The sequence below is a fragment of the Agathobaculum desmolans ATCC 43058 genome (genome assembly GCF_000701665.1).
In the GTDB taxonomy this organism is placed as follows: domain Bacteria; phylum Bacillota; class Clostridia; order Oscillospirales; family Butyricicoccaceae; genus Agathobaculum; species Agathobaculum desmolans.
The window spans coordinates 14,259-32,433 of sequence record NZ_JNJN01000021.1 but is presented as its reverse complement, the minus strand read 5'-3'; the positions used below and the strand labels follow the sequence as shown (position 1 = coordinate 32,433).

16 protein-coding genes are annotated in these 18,175 nt (G+C 53.8%); 8 read left to right on the top strand and 8 right to left on the bottom strand.

All coding sequences use genetic code 11. The features are described from left to right. Positions 1–61 precede the first annotated feature (61 nt). The 5 genes from metF (at position 62) to T363_RS0106940 (ending at position 7,037) form a co-directional block, all read left to right on the top strand. On the top strand, positions 62–922 hold the full coding sequence (gene metF, locus T363_RS0106960) for a methylenetetrahydrofolate reductase [NAD(P)H] (protein WP_031474543.1): 861 nt from the start codon (positions 62–64) through the stop codon (positions 920–922). Then, a complete protein-coding gene (locus T363_RS0106955; RefSeq protein ID WP_031474541.1) occupies positions 919–1,566 on the top strand; it encodes a vitamin B12 dependent-methionine synthase activation domain-containing protein in 648 nt (215 codons plus the stop codon). The genes metF and T363_RS0106955 overlap by 4 nt, the downstream gene beginning before the upstream one ends. A gap of 10 nt (positions 1,567–1,576) precedes the next feature. Next, a complete protein-coding gene (locus tag T363_RS0106950; RefSeq protein WP_031474539.1) occupies positions 1,577–3,943 on the top strand; it encodes a homocysteine S-methyltransferase family protein in 2,367 nt (788 codons plus the stop codon). A 235-nt stretch (positions 3,944–4,178) separates the two neighbouring features. Further along, positions 4,179–6,086, top strand: a complete 1,908-nt coding sequence (htpG, locus tag T363_RS0106945) for a molecular chaperone HtpG (RefSeq protein ID WP_031474537.1) — start codon at positions 4,179–4,181, stop codon at positions 6,084–6,086. Positions 6,087–6,110: 24 nt separating this feature from the next. Continuing rightward, on the top strand, positions 6,111–7,037 hold the full coding sequence (locus T363_RS0106940) for a diacylglycerol/lipid kinase family protein (protein ID WP_031474534.1): 927 nt from the start codon (positions 6,111–6,113) through the stop codon (positions 7,035–7,037). Positions 7,038–7,111: 74 nt separating this feature from the next. Here the strand turns inward: T363_RS0106940 and T363_RS0106935 are convergent, their stop codons facing one another. The 4 genes from T363_RS0106935 to T363_RS0106920 form a co-directional block, all read right to left on the bottom strand. Continuing rightward, positions 7,112–7,702, bottom strand: a complete 591-nt coding sequence (locus tag T363_RS0106935; RefSeq protein WP_031474532.1) for a dipicolinate synthase subunit B — start codon at positions 7,700–7,702, stop codon at positions 7,112–7,114. After that, positions 7,699–8,577 (bottom strand): dipicolinate synthase subunit DpsA, encoded by an 879-nt coding sequence (locus T363_RS0106930; protein ID WP_031474530.1) that lies wholly within the window; start codon positions 8,575–8,577, stop codon positions 7,699–7,701. Before T363_RS0106930 ends, T363_RS0106935 begins: the two co-directional genes overlap by 4 nt. 103 nt (positions 8,578–8,680) lie before the next feature. Continuing rightward, on the bottom strand, positions 8,681–9,550 hold the full coding sequence (locus tag T363_RS0106925) for a DegV family protein (RefSeq protein ID WP_034971917.1): 870 nt from the start codon (positions 9,548–9,550) through the stop codon (positions 8,681–8,683). Positions 9,551–9,572: 22 nt separating this feature from the next. Continuing rightward, a complete protein-coding gene (locus T363_RS0106920) occupies positions 9,573–10,766 on the bottom strand; it encodes a M24 family metallopeptidase (protein WP_034971915.1) in 1,194 nt (397 codons plus the stop codon). Positions 10,767–10,908: 142 nt separating this feature from the next. On the opposite strand from T363_RS0106920, the gene cls reads away from it, so the two are divergent. Next, the gene (cls, locus tag T363_RS0106915; RefSeq protein WP_031474524.1) at positions 10,909–12,435 is read left to right on the top strand and encodes a cardiolipin synthase; all 1,527 of its coding nucleotides are present in this window, start codon (positions 10,909–10,911) and stop codon (positions 12,433–12,435) included. Between the two features lie 69 nt (positions 12,436–12,504). Here the strand turns inward: cls and T363_RS0106910 are convergent, their stop codons facing one another. Next, positions 12,505–12,828, bottom strand: a complete 324-nt coding sequence (locus tag T363_RS0106910; protein WP_031474523.1) for a permease prefix domain 1-containing protein — start codon at positions 12,826–12,828, stop codon at positions 12,505–12,507. After that, the gene (locus T363_RS0106905) at positions 12,815–13,165 is read right to left on the bottom strand and encodes a PadR family transcriptional regulator (protein ID WP_031474521.1); all 351 of its coding nucleotides are present in this window, start codon (positions 13,163–13,165) and stop codon (positions 12,815–12,817) included. The genes T363_RS0106910 and T363_RS0106905 overlap by 14 nt, the downstream gene beginning before the upstream one ends. Before the next feature lie 160 nt (positions 13,166–13,325). Here T363_RS0106905 and T363_RS0106900 point away from each other — a divergent pair, with 160 nt between their 5' ends. Then, the gene (locus T363_RS0106900) at positions 13,326–13,817 is read left to right on the top strand and encodes a COG2426 family protein (protein ID WP_031474519.1); all 492 of its coding nucleotides are present in this window, start codon (positions 13,326–13,328) and stop codon (positions 13,815–13,817) included. 74 nt (positions 13,818–13,891) lie between these two features. Here T363_RS0106900 and T363_RS0106895 read toward each other — a convergent pair whose 3' ends face one another. Then, positions 13,892–15,082, bottom strand: a complete 1,191-nt coding sequence (locus T363_RS0106895; protein WP_031474517.1) for an MFS transporter — start codon at positions 15,080–15,082, stop codon at positions 13,892–13,894. A 91-nt stretch (positions 15,083–15,173) separates the two neighbouring features. After that, positions 15,174–16,616 carry a nicotinate phosphoribosyltransferase gene (locus T363_RS0106890; RefSeq protein WP_031474515.1) on the bottom strand — a complete coding sequence of 481 codons (1,443 nt, stop codon included), beginning with the start codon at positions 16,614–16,616 and terminating at the stop codon, positions 15,174–15,176. A gap of 252 nt (positions 16,617–16,868) precedes the next feature. Here T363_RS0106890 and T363_RS0106885 point away from each other — a divergent pair, with 252 nt between their 5' ends. Continuing rightward, positions 16,869–18,122: an argininosuccinate synthase gene (locus T363_RS0106885; RefSeq protein WP_031474513.1), complete on the top strand. Its 1,254-nt coding sequence runs from the start codon at positions 16,869–16,871 to the stop codon at positions 18,120–18,122. The last annotated feature ends 53 nt before the right edge of the window (positions 18,123–18,175 follow it).

Sequence of the window (18,175 nt, the reverse complement as noted above, 5' to 3'; positions counted from 1 at the left end):
TAAAGTCGGGATTTTGCTATACTAATAAAGCAAAAAATCTTCGGAACAGGAGCAAACCCATATGAAAATTTCCGACCTTCTCCGGCAGGATCAGGTGACCCTTTCTTTTGAGGTATTCCCGCCAAAAACCAGCAGCAGCTATGAATCGGTGGCACAGGCAACACGGGAAATTGCAGCGCTGCGGCCGGATTTTATGAGCGTGACCTATGGAGCCGGCGGCGGTACGAGCGAGCATACCATGCATATCGCATCTGATCTGCATGCCCAATATGGTGTAAACGTGTTGGCTCACCTAACCTGTGTGTCCTCTTCCCGGGCGCATGTGGCCAAAATGCTGGCTTCGTTTCAGCAGCAGGGGATTGAAAATATACTGGCGCTGCGCGGGGATATCCCGGCAGATGGTACAACAGCCAGTGACTATCATTACGCGGCGGAGCTGGTGCGGGATATCAAGGCGCAGGGGGATTTCTGCGTAGGCGGCGCCTGCTATCCGGAGGGGCACGTGGAAGCGGTCAGCAAATCTGAGGATATTCAGCACCTCAAGGAAAAAGTAGAGGCGGGCTGCGAATTTTTGACCACGCAAATGTTTTTTGATAACAATATTCTGTACAATTTTCTGTATCGCATCCGCGAAAAGGGCATTACGGTGCCTGTGGTAGCCGGGATCATGCCGGTGACCAACGTCAAGCAGATCAAGCGCATTACATCGATGTCCGGTACATACCTGCCCGAGCGCTTTAAGGCGATCGTAGACCGGTTTGGAGACAATCCGGCGGCAATGAAGCAGGCCGGTGTGATCTATGCAGCCGAGCAGATTATTGACCTGATTGCAAACGGCGTAAACCACATCCATATTTATACGATGAACAAGCCGGAAATCGCAGCGGGCATTCAGGCCAGCCTGTCGGAGATTTTAGGATGATCGCGTTTGACCGTGGGGAAGCGCTGCGCTATCTGGGATACAAGGCCGGACAGCAGCCGGATGAAGCGGTGGAAGAACGGCTGTTGCGCTGTGTGTCAGAGATGCAGAACGCAGTACAGCCGAAGTCGGTTTTTCGCGCATTTCCGCTGGCGCAGCCGGCGGAGGGAACTTTGGAGTTGGCTGGTGTAACGGTATGCAGCAAGAACCTGTCGCGCAATCTGAAAGGCTGCGGCAGCATCTACTTGATGGCAGCAACTCTGGGCATTGGTGTTGACCGGCTGATCGCACGGGCCTCTGCTGTGCGTATGAGCGATGCGGTATTGTATCAGGCGATTGCTGCGGCGATGATTGAAACATATTGCGATACGGTCAATGATGCGCTGCGGCAGGAAGCGGCGCGTGCGGGCTTGTACTGTCGGCCGCGGTTCAGTCCGGGCTATGGCGATTTCCGGCTGGAACACCAGCGGGATCTGTGCCGTCTGCTGGATACACCGCGGAAGATCGGCTTGACCGTGACTGAAAGCTGTCTGCTTGCACCGGTCAAGTCAGTCACGGCGGTAATCGGCCTGTCGTCTGAGCCGCAGCCCTGTCACCGCAAGGGATGTGAGGAATGCGGAAAAACAGATTGTGCATACAGAAGGTAGGGATATCAGCATGAAATTGATCGAGCGATTGGGCAAAGAGTGGTTGTTTTTCGATGGCGGCACGGGTACGATCCTGCAGGAACGGGGATTGGCTGCGGGAGAATTGCCCGAAACGTGGAATCTGACGCATCCGGAAGAAATCGTTGCCCTGCACGGCGGCTATTTGCAGGCGGGCTGCGATATCATTAACACCAATACCTTTGGTGCAAATGCACTCAAATATCCGGATCAGTTGCAGGCGGTTGTCGAAGCGGCTGTGGCGCATGCGAAGGCGGCACGGCGGCAGTCCGGACGGGAGGATGCGTATATCGCCCTCGATATTGGGCCAACCGGACGGCTGCTGCAGCCACTCGGCGATCTGCCGTTTGAACAGGCGGTGGAGCTGTTTGGCGAGGTGGTGCGGATCGGTGCGGCAGCAGGCGCGGATCTGGTGTTGATCGAAACCATGAGCGACAGCTATGAGCTGAAGGCAGCGGTGCTGGCTGCAAAGGAAAATTGCGATCTGCCGGTGCTTGCGACCGTGATTTTTGATGAAAAGGGAAAACTGCTGACAGGCGGTACCGTGGATTCCACCGTTGCCCTGTTGGAAGGCTTGCGGGTGGATGCACTGGGCGTCAACTGCGGTCTGGGGCCGGAGCAGATGCTGCCGATCATTCAGCGGCTGACCGAGGTCAGCTCACTGCCGGTGATCGTCAATCCGAATGCGGGGTTGCCGCGCAGCGAAAACGGCCGTACGGTATTCGATATTGATGCAGATAGCTTTGCGGACTGGATGGCACGCATTGCAGAGATGGGTGTGCAGGTGTTGGGCGGCTGCTGCGGCACGACCCCGGCGCACATCCGCCAGATGATTGCGCGGTGCCGGCAGAAACCGTTTTTGCCGCCTGTGCCGAAAGAGCGTTCGGTCGTTTCCTCGTTTTCACAGACGGTGGAGATCGGCGGCCGGCCAATCATCATCGGAGAGCGTATCAATCCGACGGGGAAAAGCAAGTTTAAGGCGGCGCTGCGCGAAAACAACATCGAATATATTCTGTCCGAGGGGATGATGCAGGAGGACAGCGGCGCAGATGTGCTGGATGTCAATGTCGGCCTGCCGGAAATCGATGAGCCGCAGATGATGGCGCAGGTCGTTACACGTTTGCAGAGTGTGATCGCACTGCCGCTGCAGATCGACACATCGAATACAGCCGCGATGGAGCGGGGGATGCGCTTATATAACGGCAAGCCGATGATCAATTCGGTCAGCGGCAAGCGGGAAAGCATGGAAGCGGTGTTTCCGCTGGTGCGCAAATACGGCGGCGTAGTCGTTGGTTTGACATTGGACGAAAACGGAATCCCGGATACGGCGGAAGAACGGGTGCGGATCGCAGAAAAGATCTATCGCACAGCGGCGGCATATGGCATCGACAAAAAGGATGTGGTCATCGATGCGCTGGCGATGACCATTTCCTCGGACAGCAGATCGGCGCAGGTCACGTTGGAAACGCTGCGCCGCATCCGTGATGAGCTGGGCGGACATACGATTTTGGGTGTATCCAACATTTCGTTTGGATTGCCGCAGCGTGAGATCATCAACGCGCATTTTTTCACGATGGCGATGCAAAATGGCTTGTCCTGCGCGATCATCAATCCGAACGCGGAGGGAATGATGCGTGCGTATCGGGCATTTCTGGCTCTGACAGGGCAGGATGCGCAGTGCAGCGGTTATATTGCAGCGTACGGTAGTCAGAACACACCGGCGGCACCGCTGCCGGCGGATGCGGTTATGCCGCTGGGCGAAAGTATTGAACGGGGACTGCGCGAGCGGGCGGAGCAGGCGGCGCGTGAACGACTGCACAGTACGCCGCCGTTGGAACTGGTCAATACCGAGCTGATTCCGGCGTTGGATCGTGTGGGTAAGGGCTTTGAGCAGGGTACGGTATTTCTGCCGCAACTGCTGATGAGCGCGGAGGCGGCCAAGGCTGCGTTCGAAGTGGTGAAGGACGCTATGCGCGGTGTGCCGCAGCAGCAGAAGGGGAAAATGATCTTAGCGACGGTGAAGGGCGATATCCATGATATCGGTAAGAACATTGTCAAGGTGCTGCTGGAAAACTACGGGTATCAGGTGCTCGATCTTGGCAAGGATGTACCGCCCGAGGTGATCGTTGAGACCGCTCTGCGCGAGGATGTGCCGTTGGTCGGTCTGAGTGCCTTAATGACAACAACGGTCGTCAGTATGGAGCAGACGATTCGGCTGCTGCGTGAAAAAAAGCCGGATACCAAGGTTGTGGTCGGCGGCGCGGTACTGACACAGGAATATGCGGATTCGATCGGCGCGGACTGCTATGCCCGCGATGCGATGGCGACCGTGCACTATGCGGACGAAATATTCGCATAAGGATATTGCGCATGATATGCCGGAGGGGTATGCAAATGTTAGTTTGTGTGCCCCTCCGGTTTGTATTAGGCCGGTATGGGGTAGCAACCACTGCCGGAACAGTAAATTATGAACAAAAGATAAAATTTAGATAAGGGGCTTGATTTTTCCGAGGGGAGGGCTTATCATAACAATGTTGGCACTCTAATGTTAAGAGTGCTAATACCAACAAAATCGACACAGAGGTGTATGAACCATGGCAAAAAAGCAGTTCAAGGCGGAGTCCAAGCGGCTGCTCGACCTGATGATCAATTCGATCTACACGCATAAGGAAATCTTCCTGCGTGAGCTGATTTCCAACGCATCGGATGCAACGGATAAGCTGTATTATAATGCGATGAAGGAAGGCAAAACCGGCATTACGCGCGATAGCCTGCCGATTGAGCTGACATTGGATAAGGAAAACCGAAAATTTGTGATTGAGGATCACGGCTGCGGTATGACGGCAGAGGAGCTGGAAAGCAACCTCGGTACGATCGCGCGTTCGGGTTCGCTGGCTTTCAAAAAGGAAAACGAGAGCATGGACGATGTGGATATCATCGGCCAGTTCGGCGTAGGCTTTTATGCGGCCTTTATGGTGGCAAGCCATGTTGAAGTAGTATCCCGCGCACTGGGCAGTGATGAGGCCAACCGGTGGGAGTCGGACGGTGCTGCCGGCTATACTGTGACCCCCTGCGAAAAGGCGGAAAACGGCACCCGGATCACGCTTACCATTAAGGAGAATACAGAAAACGAAAATTACGATGAGTTTCTGGAAAGCTATCGGGTACAGTCGTTGGTAAAGAAGTATTCGGACTATATCCGGTATCCAATCAAAATGGACATGGTCAGATCCCGTATGAAGGAAAAACCGGCAGACGCGGGGGATGATTACCAGCCGGAATGGGAAGAATATACGGAGAATGAGACGCTCAATTCGATGGTGCCGATTTGGAAGAAATCCAAAAAGGAACTGAAGGATGAGGATTATCAATCCTTCTATACTTCCAAATTTTATGATTATCAGCCGCCGCTCATGCATATTCATACCAGTGTAGAGGGTGCTGTAACTTATACTGCCATGCTGTTTATTCCTTCGCACGCACCGATGGATTATTATACTAAGGATTATGAAAAGGGATTGCAGCTGTATTCCAATGGTGTGCTGATCATGGATAAGTGCGCGGATCTGCTGCCGGATCATTTCAGCTTTGTGCGCGGCATGGTGGATACAGCGGATCTTTCGCTCAATATCTCGCGCGAGATGCTGCAGCATGACCGTCACCTGAAGGCCATCGCGCAGAGCTTGGAAAAGAAGATCAAGAACGAGCTGCTCAAGCTGCAGAAGGATAAGCGCGAAGAATACGATAAGTTCTGGGAAGCCTTTGGCCGGCAGATCAAATACGGCGCATATGTGCAGTACGGCGCGCATAAAGAGCTGCTGCAGGATTTGCTGATGTATCATTCTTCAACAGAGGATAAGCTGGTCACGCTGGAAGAGTATGTTTCCCGTATGAAGGAAGAACAGAAATATATCTACTATGCGTGCGGCGAAACCGTGGATAAAATCAAGCTGCTGCCGGCGATGGAGACCTTGAGGGACAAGGGCTACGAAGTGTTGTGCTTGGATGACAATATCGATGAATTCTGCATGAAAATGCTGGCTAGCTATCAGGAAAAAGAATTCAAGTCCATTGCAGATGCAGATCTCGGTCTGGATTCCGAGGATGATAAGGAAGAGATCAAAAAGCTGTCTGAGGAAAAGGCGGCTGTGCTGACGGCATTGGGCGAAGCCCTGACCGGTAAAGTGAAAAAGGTTGAGCTGACACGCCGCCTGAAAACCCATCCGTGCTGCCTGCGTGCAGAGGGGCCGGTAACGCTGGAGATGGAAAAGGTGCTCAATCAGCAGGCCTTGGATGACAGCCAGCGGGTACATGCTGACCGTGTGCTTGAGCTGAACGCAGCGCATCCGATTTTCCAAAAGCTGTGTGATTTGCAGGAGAAGAACGATGACCAGCTGAAAACCTACGCGGATATTCTGTACACACAGGCACTGCTGATCGAGGGTATGCCGGTGGAGGATCCGGTAGCCTATGCCAATGCGGTTTGCAGCCTGATCAGCTGACAGCCGGCGAAAGGGGGCGTGCTGATGAAAAAACTGTTGCTGATCATCAATCCGCATGCCGGACGCGGCGCAATGAGCGGAAAGATCATTCCCTGTGTCAGTACGATGCAGCAGGCGGGTTATGATGTGACTATATACATCACGCAGGGTGCACAGGATGCGACCCATGTGGTGCGCGAGCGCGCTGCGGAATTTGACCGCATTGTCTGTGCCGGTGGGGATGGCACGCTGAATGAGACGGTGACCGGCATGATGCAGTCGCCGGTGCGGCCGCCGCTGGGTTACCTGCCCGCAGGAACGACCAACGATTTTGCCTTCAGCTTGGGCATTCCGAGGACACCGGTCGATGCGGCAGCGGTTTCGGTGGGGGAAACGCTGCAGGCCTTGGATATCGGTCAGTTCAATGAACGGTATTTTAATTATATTGCGGCTTTCGGGGTGTTTACCGAGGTATCCTATGCCACACCGCAGCAGTCGAAAAACGTATTCGGTCGGGCGGCCTATATTATGGAAGGTGTGAAAGCGCTGACCAATATCAAGGAGCACCACATCCGAATATCCAGTGCAGAAATGACGCTGGAAGATGATTTTATTTTCGGTATGGTATCCAACTCGGTTTCTGTCGGCGGATTCAAAGCCCTGACACCGGATGGTGTTGCACTGGATGATGGTCTGTACGAAGTGTTGCTTGTTTATCCGGTGGAAAACCCGATGGAGCTGCAATGGCTGGTCAACGATCTGCTGACCCGCAATACGGAATCCAACCGGTTTGTATATTTTCGAACCGCACATATCTCGTTTTCAGCGCAAGAGGAGGTTCCGTGGACGTTGGATGGGGAGTTCGGCGGTGCAACGCGGCAGGCAGAGATCATTAACCACAGCCGTGCCGTGACCTTCGCAACAGGCACGGTGCAGTCACCGGAGGAAAACAGCCCAAACACAAGTGAATAGCAAATGACCCGCGGGAGGAACTTCAGAGAGTTCCTTTCCGCGGGTTTTGCAGTTGCGTCTGCTTAAGTTGCATTTTAAGATGGACTGGGAGCCAACAGAAGCGGCTGAAGCTGCTGGCCGGAAAGTGCCGCTTGGATCGTATCGGGCAGGAGCGCCATATCGGCAACGATCGAACGCGGCTTTAAGCGGGGGGCATCCTGACGCAAGGGGACAAAGTAGTAGTGCTTGCGGTTCAGCAGTGTGCCGAGGTTGGCGGCACTGCCGGACAGACCATCGTTGGTGGATACTGCAAGAATAACCGGCCGTTCGCCGCGCAGGTGGCTCTTTACCGCCATGGTAACCGGTGTGTCGGTGATGCCGTGTGCGAGTTTGGCCAGAGTGTTGCCGGTGCAGGGAGCAACCACCAGTACGTCGAATAATGCCTTGGGGCCGATCGGTTCCGCAGCAGGGATGGAGTCGATCAGCGTGCGGCCGGTGGCTTGCTGTAATGCGTGCCGCCAATGAGCGGCTGTGCCGAAGCGGGTATCCAGTGTGCCCGCGTGGAAGGACAGAATGGGGGTGATGGTATTGCCTCGTTCGGTCAATTCCTGTATTACCGGCAGAACGGAGGCAAATGTGCAGAATGAGCCGGTCATGGCAAAGCCGATGCGCACAGAGGAGTTCATTGCAGCACACCCTCTTCCCGTAAGATGGTGCAGATCGTGTTATAAATCGCCTGTGCAGCAGAGCGGGGGGCAACCTTGCCGGGCAGCGACAGCGCATGGATCACGTGACAACCCGGCGGAACAGGCGCGTCCGTTTCGATTCCGCCGGGCATGGATGCCAGATCAATGACCAGACAGGGTGCGGGAAGCTCGTTCAACGCGGCCGTATCCAGAACGGGCGCGGGAACCGTGTTGAATACAATAGAGAAGCGGGACAGGTGTCCGTGCAGATGCCGGGTATCGAGTGCGTGCAGACCGGCTGTTTCGATCCGGGCAAAATCACGGGAGGAGCGGGCGGATACTGTGACATATGCCCCTAATGCATCCAGTTTTTGTGCCAGCAGTGCACCGATGCGTCCATAACCAATGACCAGACAGTGGGTATCCTGCAGCGTGCGGTCGGTTTGTTCGATGGCAAGCTGCAGTGCTCCTTCGCAGGTGGGAACTGCGTTACGGATCGCCAGCTCTTCGCGGGATAAGTAGTCAATCAAGCGGATATCATTTTGTACGGCACGGGCATGCAGCCAGAAGGGGACGGCACCGGCCAGTGCGATGGTACCGGGCGGGACGGCATCTATCACATCGCGGAGCGGGTAGACTGCGTTGGCGAGCGGTGCGTTGAGCAGAGTGCTGCCGTGCTGTACGGGAAGCGGAAGAATAACGGCTTGCACACCGGAAAAACAGGTGCGCAGATCGTCTGCGGCGCAGCAGCCATCAATAGGGTGTCGGTCAAGTGCAAAGGTGCGCACGCAATATCCGCCCTCCTGCAGCAAAGCCGCCAGATAGGCCTGCCGCACATCGCCGCCGACGACAGCGAGGGTTGCCGATGGATTCATTGAAAAACCTCCTTTGCGCCAGTCTATGCCTGAGTGAGCAGATCGGTGCGTCAAAGGAACAGCAAAAGCGCGGGAGAACCCGCGCTTTTGCTGTTTGTGATAATTATTGTGGCTTGCGGTCGCCGCCGAAGAAAAAGGTGGTCAGCACGCCGGGGCCGGTGTGCGATCCGATGACGGTGCCGATATATCGGATGTCCGACCGGACGCCGCGCTGCAGCAGCAGATCGGCCAGTGTTTGGGCATCCTCCGGACAATCACCGTGACAGATGCGGACGGTTTGGTTTTTATCGCTGAGCTCCCGCAGGGTGCGGTCTGCCAGATATTGAATGGCTTTTTGACGGCCGCGTACCTTGCCGCCAACCCCCAGTTTACCCTGATCGTCTACCCAGATGATGGGCTTGATACCAAGCAGCCCACCGACTACGGCGGAGGTTTTGCTCAGCCGTCCGCCGCGGTGCAGATGCCCGAGATCGTCCACTGTAATCAGGTGGATGACATGCAGGCGCATCTGTTCGATTGCTGCTGCGGTTACTTCGGCCGAGCAGCCGCTGTCGCGCATTTCGCGCGCCTTATCGACCAGCAGGTATTCACCGCCGGTTGCGGAAAGGGAATCGATACAGAAAATGCGGCGATCCGGATATTGCGGCGCAAGTTCATCGCGAGCCATGCAGCCGGCTTGATAGGTGCCGGAAAGCCCGGAGGAAAAGCCGATATACAGGATATCTTGCCCGCCCTCCAGCGCAGTGCGGAAAATCTGCAAAAAGGTGTCCAGCTTGGCCTGTGAGGTGCTCGCCTGCTTGCCCTGCCGCAGCAAATCATAAAACTGGTGGAAGGATACAGTTTGCCCGCAGTCCTCTTCAATGGTGCGGTCATCAATGGTAAAGGCAAGCGGTGCACATTTGATATCGTTTTTTTCAAAATAGGCAGCAGTTTCGTCGATCGTGGAATCGGTTACAAGAACAAATGGAAGCATGTCGGTTCTCCTTTTCGGCGGCTCAGCCGTTGATTTCCAATGGGGTATTGCATGCGCCGCTGAGTGAACGGGCAGCGCCTTGCGGGACAATTTCATAGGTGTTTTCACAGCCGATCAGGCCGATTCCCTCAAGTGCGATTTTGGGTTCGACCGCAAGTGTCATGCCAGTTGCAAGGGGCGCATCGAATCCGCGGGCCAGCACCGGGGTTTCGTCCATCACAAGGCCGATTGAATGGCCGATAAACTTGCAGCCGTTCATAAAGCTGTCGCGGAAAATCGGATCGACATGGCTGAGAATGGTTTCGTAGATTTCGGCAGGCATCGCTCCGGGACGCAGCAGGGAGGCGGCCTCCTGTTCCAATGCGATGCACTGTTCATGTGCTGCGCGGATCAGGTCGCCTTGGGGATGCTGTGCCAGCGAGCCGTAATAGAACACAATACTTTTATCAGTGTGATAGCCACGAAAACCGCAGGGGATATCCAGCAGCACGGTATCACCGCGGTGCAGGCGGCGCTGCGAGGAGCCGATCGATTTCATGGCGATGCAGGTGCCGGCGGTACCCGAGGGACTGTCCATCGCGGGCAGCAGGCTGTTTTCGCTAAAGCTGGCAACACCGAGCACATCTTCTGCGACCGGCTGGTTGAAACGGGAAATACCCATGCCACCGGCGTCTATCATGGCGGTGCAGATCTCACTGCAATAGCGTGCCTCGCTGATCCCTTCGCGCAGCAGATTCGGGGCGAGCTGCTCGATCATGCGCTGGTGCAGCCGGCCTGCGGTACGCATGCAGTCCAGTTCGTAAGCACTTTTGACGGCGCGCAGTGCAGAGAGCACGCTGTCGGCCGGTTTGGGGGTAAACGGAAGGTGCTTTTGCAGTAAGGTCAGCTTTTGCAGGGTCATGGTGCGCGCGGCAACATAAACCGTTTCCGGAATGCAGGGAAATGCTTCTGCGATGGTGCGGAAGCTGCGCATGGCGCGGATATCCGGGAAACAGGACTCCTGTTGTGCCGGCTCGGCAGAGCGGCGCACAAACAGTACGGCATCGTCAGGCGTGATGACGAGCACGCCGTCCGGCATGGTGCCGGTAAAATAATAAAGGTCGATTTTGTGATCCAGGATCATCATCGCCCAAGAGGGGTCGAATTGATCCATCGACAGGCGCAGCCGTGCAAGACGGGAGGCCAGTTCAGCGGCGGGAACAGGGGTATGTGGCATTGCATTCTACCTCCGGTTAAAATCTTTCAGTTTTTTTATTTTAGCACAGAATACGGCCGGGGGCAATGTGTCAAGATTGACTTTTACGAATATTTACATTAAAATGATAAAAGTGAGAGTATTTGCAGGAGGTGTTTGCAGCGTGCGGCGTTTATTGGGGCGTTTGCTGGGGGATCGCCGTGTGGTTGGCGGATTGCTGCTGATTTTGCAGCTGGTTATTGTGCTGTACGGTTTGGAATGGCTTTCTACCCGCTGGGCATGGGTACCGTATCTGTTCACAGTGCTCAGTGTGATCATGGTGATTTGGCTGGTGCGGAAATATGACAATCCAACCTATAAAATATCATGGATCATCGTTATTCTGCTGCTCCCGCTGTTCGGCGGTGTTTTTTACCTGTTTTGGGGCAATACGCCGTTGAATCGTGCGCGCACTCAGCACCAATATGAGCCGAAGCCTCCGAAGTTTTCCGACTATATGCGCCTGCCGGCAACTGAGCAGCTGGCCAAAGAGCATCCGCATCACGCAGCCCGTGCGCACTATATTGCATCGCTGGATGGAATGCCGGCATGGACCAATACCGAAACCCGTTATTTCCGCGTGGGGGAGGAAATGTTCTCCTCTATGTGCGATGAGTTGCAGCGTGCGCATAAATTTATCTTTCTCGAATATTTTATCATCGAGGAAGGTGTAATGTGGAATACGATTCTGGATATTCTCAAATGTAAAGCGCAGCAGGGTGTAGATGTTCGGGTGATGTATGATGATGTTGGCTCGATTGCTACGCTGCCGCAGCATTATGATCGGTATCTGTCCTCGCTCGGTATCCGGGCTGTGCGCTTCAACAGGTTCATCCCTACCCTGAATACGTATTTGAATTACCGCAATCATCGGAAAATGATGATTATTGATGGGAATGTCAGTTACATGGGCGGTATCAACTTAGCGGATGAATATATCAATAAAAAAGTACGTTTCGGCCACTGGAAAGATACCGGCATTATGCTGTGCGGCGAGGGGACGGCTAACATGACGGCGCTTTTCCTGCAAATGTGGGAATATGTGACCGGTGAAACCGTGCCGGTGCTGGATGATTATCTGCCTACGGTCAAGCGTCCGGCGGACGGATATGTGCAGCCGTTTGCAGATTCACCGCTGGACGATATCAATATCGGAGAATCTACGTATTTGCAGATCATTCACAGTGCGCGGAAATATGTGTATATCACCACGCCGTATCTGGTGCTGGATAATGAGATGATCACCGCTCTGACAATCGCGGCGCAGTCCGGTGTGGATGTGCGTATTCTTACCCCGGGCATTCCGGATAAAAAGCTGGTGTATTTGATCACGCGTTCTTATTATCAGCAGCTGCACCGGGCAGGCGTGAAAATATATGAATACCGGCCGGGTTTTCTGCACGCGAAAAGCATTGTGGCTGATGATGATGCGGCGGTAGTCGGCACGATCAATATGGATTTCCGGTCATTTTTTCTGCATTTCGAGTGTGCGACCTGTTTTTACAATAGCTCGGTAGTTGCTGCGGTCAAACAGGATATTCTGGAAACCATCAATGTCAGCCGCCAGATTGATGACTTGTGGCTGCATAAGGTTCCGTGGCTGCGTTCTATTGCCGCCAGTGTGCTGCGGCTGTTTGCGCCGTTGTTGTAGGCAGAATGCATTCCGGCGGTGAAAAACGGATATGATAAAAGCGTTCTGTCCCGTCAGACAGAACGCTTTTTATACGAACAGGTGCAGCAGCAGATAAACCGAGCAGGCGGTGATCGCCGCCCAGATCAGCCCGGTCAGTGCAAGGCAGATCAGTGCCGGCAACGGAAAACGCGCACGGCGCAGTGATTTGCCCAATTCATCCGGGTCGCCAAGCATCTGAAGGGAGCGGATAACGGCCTGCTCCCATGAAAATCCTCGGCTGCTGTACAGGTATTCCGCGCGGCTGAAGATGTGATCAGTCAATTCACGGCGGACGCGTATTCGATAGGGAGGCCAAAATAAATGCCGGCACACCTGCCTGATATAACGGATGGTGCGTTCATCCGGTGACACAGGCTTCACCTCCGACGACCTTGCCGAATTTTTGGCAGAAGGTATTCCATTCGCGGCGGCAACGGTCGAGCGTTTTGATGCCTTGCCGGGTCAGACGGTAATACCGCCGACGGCGGCCGACATCGGACGTTTGTTCATAAGAGCATATTTCTCCATGTTCTTCCAGACTGTGCAGGATCGGATAAAGCGTACCTTCCTTCATGGTGAAGGTATGGTCGGAACGGCATTCCAGTTCACGAATCATTTGATAGCCGTATTTGTCCTCGTCTTCCAGCAGAGCCAGCACGAGCAGAGTAGAACTGCCGGGATAGAGGGTATCCTTTTTACAGCGCGGCATAATCGCCACCTCCGATATCCCTCGAAATTCAATGTATCCACAGTATACGCTCGGCGGAAGACGTTGTCAAATGTAAACTTTTTGATAGGACTTGCCTTTTATGCGCTTTTCCTGTATCATAAATGAGAAATTGAGTGATTTTAGGGAGGAAGAGGAGCTAATGTTTGAAAGTTTGTTCCAATGGCTGCTGGGGGCAGGTCGCGAGTTGGCAGTGGTGATCATTTCAATGGTGCCGCTGGTCGAACTGCGCGGTGCAGTGCCGCTCGGCGTGACGATTGGCATGCCGGAGGCTACACTGATTCCGCTGGCTGTTTTGGGCAACATGATCCCGATCCCTTTTTTACTGTTTTTCGGTGAAAAGATTCTGGATTGGGTCTGCACGCTTCGTCCGCTTACTAAGTTTGCCACGGCCTACAAAAACAAGCTGCTGGCTAAAACGGATCAGGTTACAAAATATGCACGGATCGGTCTGTTTTTGTTTGTGGCGATCCCGTTGCCGGGTACCGGGGCATGGTCGGGCGCGTTGATTGCAACCCTGTTGAAAATGCCGAAAACCAAGGCGCTTTTCTCTATCCTGTGCGGTGTTATAACAGCGGGCATCATTATGCTGATCGCCTCGCACAGTGTGCTTGGTGTTGTGCATTTATTTTGAAAACCGATATATTCGGTGTTGGGGACTCGCAGCCTGTCGGCAAAACGAAGCTTTTCAACAGAGTTCCCGTATGCTTATTTGCTGTTCAGGTGTTTGAAATATCGTGCATTGATCACGGCGGCGATGATTAGAAACACAGCAGCGATCAGCAAACTGGCAAAGCCCCAGCGGATCCCGATGCGGTCGGATACCAAGCCAACGACAGTGGGCGCAACGGCGGCACCGATGCCGGTAAGGGTGACGAACAGTCCCATCGCTGAGGGGTAGCGGATGAAAATATCGCCTGCGTTGGACACGGAAGTACCGTACATCCCCGACATACACAGCCCCAGTCCGATCGTACCGATCAGCAGCAGAGGAAGAACAGTGGTTCCTACCATCAGCGCGAGAAATACACCGATGCCGATACACATGACAAGGATCATCTGCCATGGCTTGTGGTGTGCGGCAATCACGGAACAGGCAAATCGGCCGATCAGTAGGGCGACCCAGAGCAGGGAAGTGACAACTTGTGCAGCATCTGCTTGCAGTGTGCCGGAATCCACGTAGAAGCTGGTCAGCCATCCCATCATAGAAGCCTCAACGGCCTGATAGAAAAAGCCGATTGCAGCGGTTTGCCAGAACAGCCGCTCACGGAAAAAACCGAAACTGCCGCCTGCCGGGGTTTGATATGCTTCGGTGGGCTTTTCGCTGTCCATATGCATGAAAAGACCGAAAATCAAGGCGGCAAGCAACAGGGCAACCGCAATTCCCATGGACAGCCTCCAGCCGTTATCTCCACAGCGCAGGCATAACAGTACAAGCAACGGGGAAAGGCAAGCGCCGATCGCAAAAAATGCGTGCAGCAGATTGAGCGGCGCGGCACGTCCGCCGGCATATTCACTCATCACACGGTTGTTGTAATCGGTCACGGCGCCTTTGGAAAAACCGGTCAGCAGCATAGCCGCCATCAGCCACAGCGGCGCGCCGTTGATAAGCAGCATGATAAATCCGAGCGGCATCAGCGCATATAACACAAGATAGGCGCGTTTGAGTCCGAGTTTGACCGAGCAGACACCGGTGAACAGGCCGACGGTCAGGTAGCCAACGGATTGGACGGACAGCAAGGCGCCGCCGGTTTGATAATCGAGTGCATAAGAGGCGCGAAGCTGCGGCAGTACAGAGCCAAGCATGATCAGGCCGATTCCCAATGCCAGATAAACAAAAAACAGTTCGGCTACAACATAGCTTTTGCGTTTGCCGAGCGAGGCAAAGAATGTTTTCAAAGTGATTTCCCCTTAGGTGTAGTATGAGCAAGGCGCAAAAGAACAGCGGACCGCAGAACGGTTCGCTGTTCTTTTGTATATAGTCGAATATTTATATACGGCAGGCTTCCAGTAAGCTGTTTTTGCAGTCCCACAGCTTTTTGGACAGATCTACGAAATAGGTCTGCGGGTTTTCAAATCGCTTGATTTCATCCCACAGCGTGTCCACTTCGGACAGGCAGTAATTGCGGATCTGGTCGATCGCGGGGCTTTGGTAAACACATTCCCCGCGCTTGAAAAGCTGCACACGAAGCGGGCGGACGTGATAATCCGTTACAGTGCGCTTTTTCCAGGTATGGATTGGATGGAACAATTCATACGGCTGGCTGGCATCGATTACTTCGTCATGCACGGTGAGCACATCACCGAGGGCTTTGCCGGTTTTGTTGTCAAACAGGCGGTATACCTGCTTGAAATGGGGTGTGGTAATCTTTTCGACATTTTCGGATACCTTGATCTTGGGTACGATCTCACCCTGTGCATTTTCAACAGCGGCTAATTTATAGACACCGCCGAAGACCGGTTCTGATTTAGAGGTGATCAGGCGTTCGCCAATACCGAAGGAGTCAATTCGGGCGCCCTGCACCAGAAGATCGCGCACCAGATACTCATCGAGTGAATTGGAGGCCATGATCTGCATATCCGGGAATCCTGCGTCATCCAGCATTTTACGTGCCTCGATGGATAAATAAGCGATATCGCCCGAATCCAGACGGATGCCGCGCGGACGGATCCCTTTTTCCTCCACCATTTCCCGGGCAACACGCAGTGCGTTCGGCACACCGGATTTGAGTACATTATAGGTGTCGACCAGAAATACGCAATTATCCGGATAGATATCCGCATAGGCTTTGAATGCCTCATATTCGCTGTCGAACATCTGCACCCACGAGTGCGCCATCGTGCCGCCGGCGGGGATTTGGTAATCACGGTCGGCCAATACACAAGCGGTGCCCTGACAACCGCCTACATAGGCTGCGCGTGCGCCGTAGATCGCGCCGTCATACCCCTGCGCACGGCGGGAACCAAATTCCAGAACAGTGCGGCCCTGTGCGGCGCGGGCGATCCGGTTGGCTTTGGTGGCAATCAGCGTTTGGTGGTTGATGGTCAGCAGAACCATGGTTTCCACGAACTGTGCCTGCACCATCGGCCCGGCAACGGTAATAAGCGGTTCACCGGGGAACACCGGAGTTCCTTCGGGAACAGCCCAGACATCACATTCAAATCGGAAGTCGCGCAGGTAATTCAGGAAGGCTTCAGAAAAGCAGCCGCGGCGGCGCAGATAGGCGATGTCCTCCTCGGTGAAATGCAGATTTTGAAAATAGTCGATCAGCTGTTCGACACCTGCCATGATGGCATAGCCGCCGCCGTCCGGTACGCGGCGGAAGAACATATCAAAATAGGCCCGACGGTCGGCGATGCCTTTTTCAAAATAGCCGTGTGCCATGGTGAACTCATAAAAGTCGGTCAGCATGGTCAGATTTTTTTCTGTCATTGCGGTAAACGCCCCTTCGCGCACAGAAAGGAGTGCGCTTTTATTCAGCAGTTGCATCTGTCTTGACACAGTGCATTTACCAATATAATAGTACGGTTTTGGGTAAAGTGCAAGCATTTCTTTGGGAAAAGTTGATGCACTAATTGAATAAATATGCAAGCAAAAAAATAATTATAAATTTTTCTTGCTAAATGAACAAACCGGTAGTATAATAAATCCATCGAAAAAACGATAGATACGGAGGCTGCTGATATGGAAAAGAAATATAACAAAGTGGTTTTGGCCTATTCGGGCGGATTGGATACTTCGGTGCTGATCCCGTGGCTTAAGGAGCATTACGGATGTGAAGTGATTGCGGTTTCCGGCAATGTCGGTCAGGGCACGGAACTGGACGGCTTGGAGGAAAAGGCGCTTAAAACCGGCGCATCCAAGCTGTATATTGAGGATTTAACCAAGGAATTTGTGGATGATTACATCATTCCGACGATGAAAGCCGGTGCAACATACGAACAGTATCTGCTTGGCACATCGTTTGCACGTCCGATCATCGCTAAGCGCATTGTGGAGATTGCGCTGAAGGAGGGCGCGGATGCGATTTGCCATGGCTGCACCGGTAAGGGCAACGATCAGGTGCGTTTTGAGCTGGCGATCCATGCCTTTGCACCGCAGATGGATATTATTGCGCCGTGGCGGTTTTGGGAGCTGAACAGCCGTGAAAAGGAGATCGCTTACGCGGAAGCACATAACATTCCGTTGAAGATCAACAAGGAAACCAACTATTCCAAGGATAAAAACCTGTGGCATTTGAGCCATGAAGGTCTTGATCTGGAGCTGCCGTCCAACGAGGCCCCGATCAATAAACCGGGCTTCCTTGAGTTGGGTGTTTCTCCGGAAATGGCGCCGGATAAGCCGGCTTATGTGACCATCCATTTTGAAAAGGGTGTGCCTACCGCGGTGAACGGCGAGGAAATGGATTCGGTTGCCCTGATCGAAACGCTCAATCAGCTCGGCGGCGAAAACGGTGTCGGCATTCTGGATATCGTGGAAAACCGGCTGGTCGGCATGAAGAGCCGCGGCGTATACGAAACGCCGGGCGGTGCAGTGCTGTATGCAGCGCACCAGAAGCTGGAGGAGATCACACTCGATAAGGAGACTGCGCATTACAAGGCGCAGGTTGCGATGAAATTCGGCGACTTGGTGTACAACGGCCAGTGGTATACGCCGCTGCGCAAAGCGCTTTCCGCTTTTGTTGATTCCACGCAGGAGACCGTGACCGGCGATGTCAAGCTTAAGCTTTATAAGGGCAATATCATTCCGGCTTCTGTCACGTCGCCGTACAGTCTGTATTCGGAAGACATGGCGACCTTTAATGAGGACGACTGCTATGATCAGGCGGATTCCGCGGGCTTTATCAATCTGTTCGGTCTGCCGCTTAAGGTGCGTGCGCTGAACGACCAGATGCTGTTTAACAAAACCGGCAAGCATTTCCCGTCGGTTGAAAAATAAGAATTGATTTCGTGGGGCGGCATGTCCGAACGTGCCGCCCTGCAGGTGTTTTG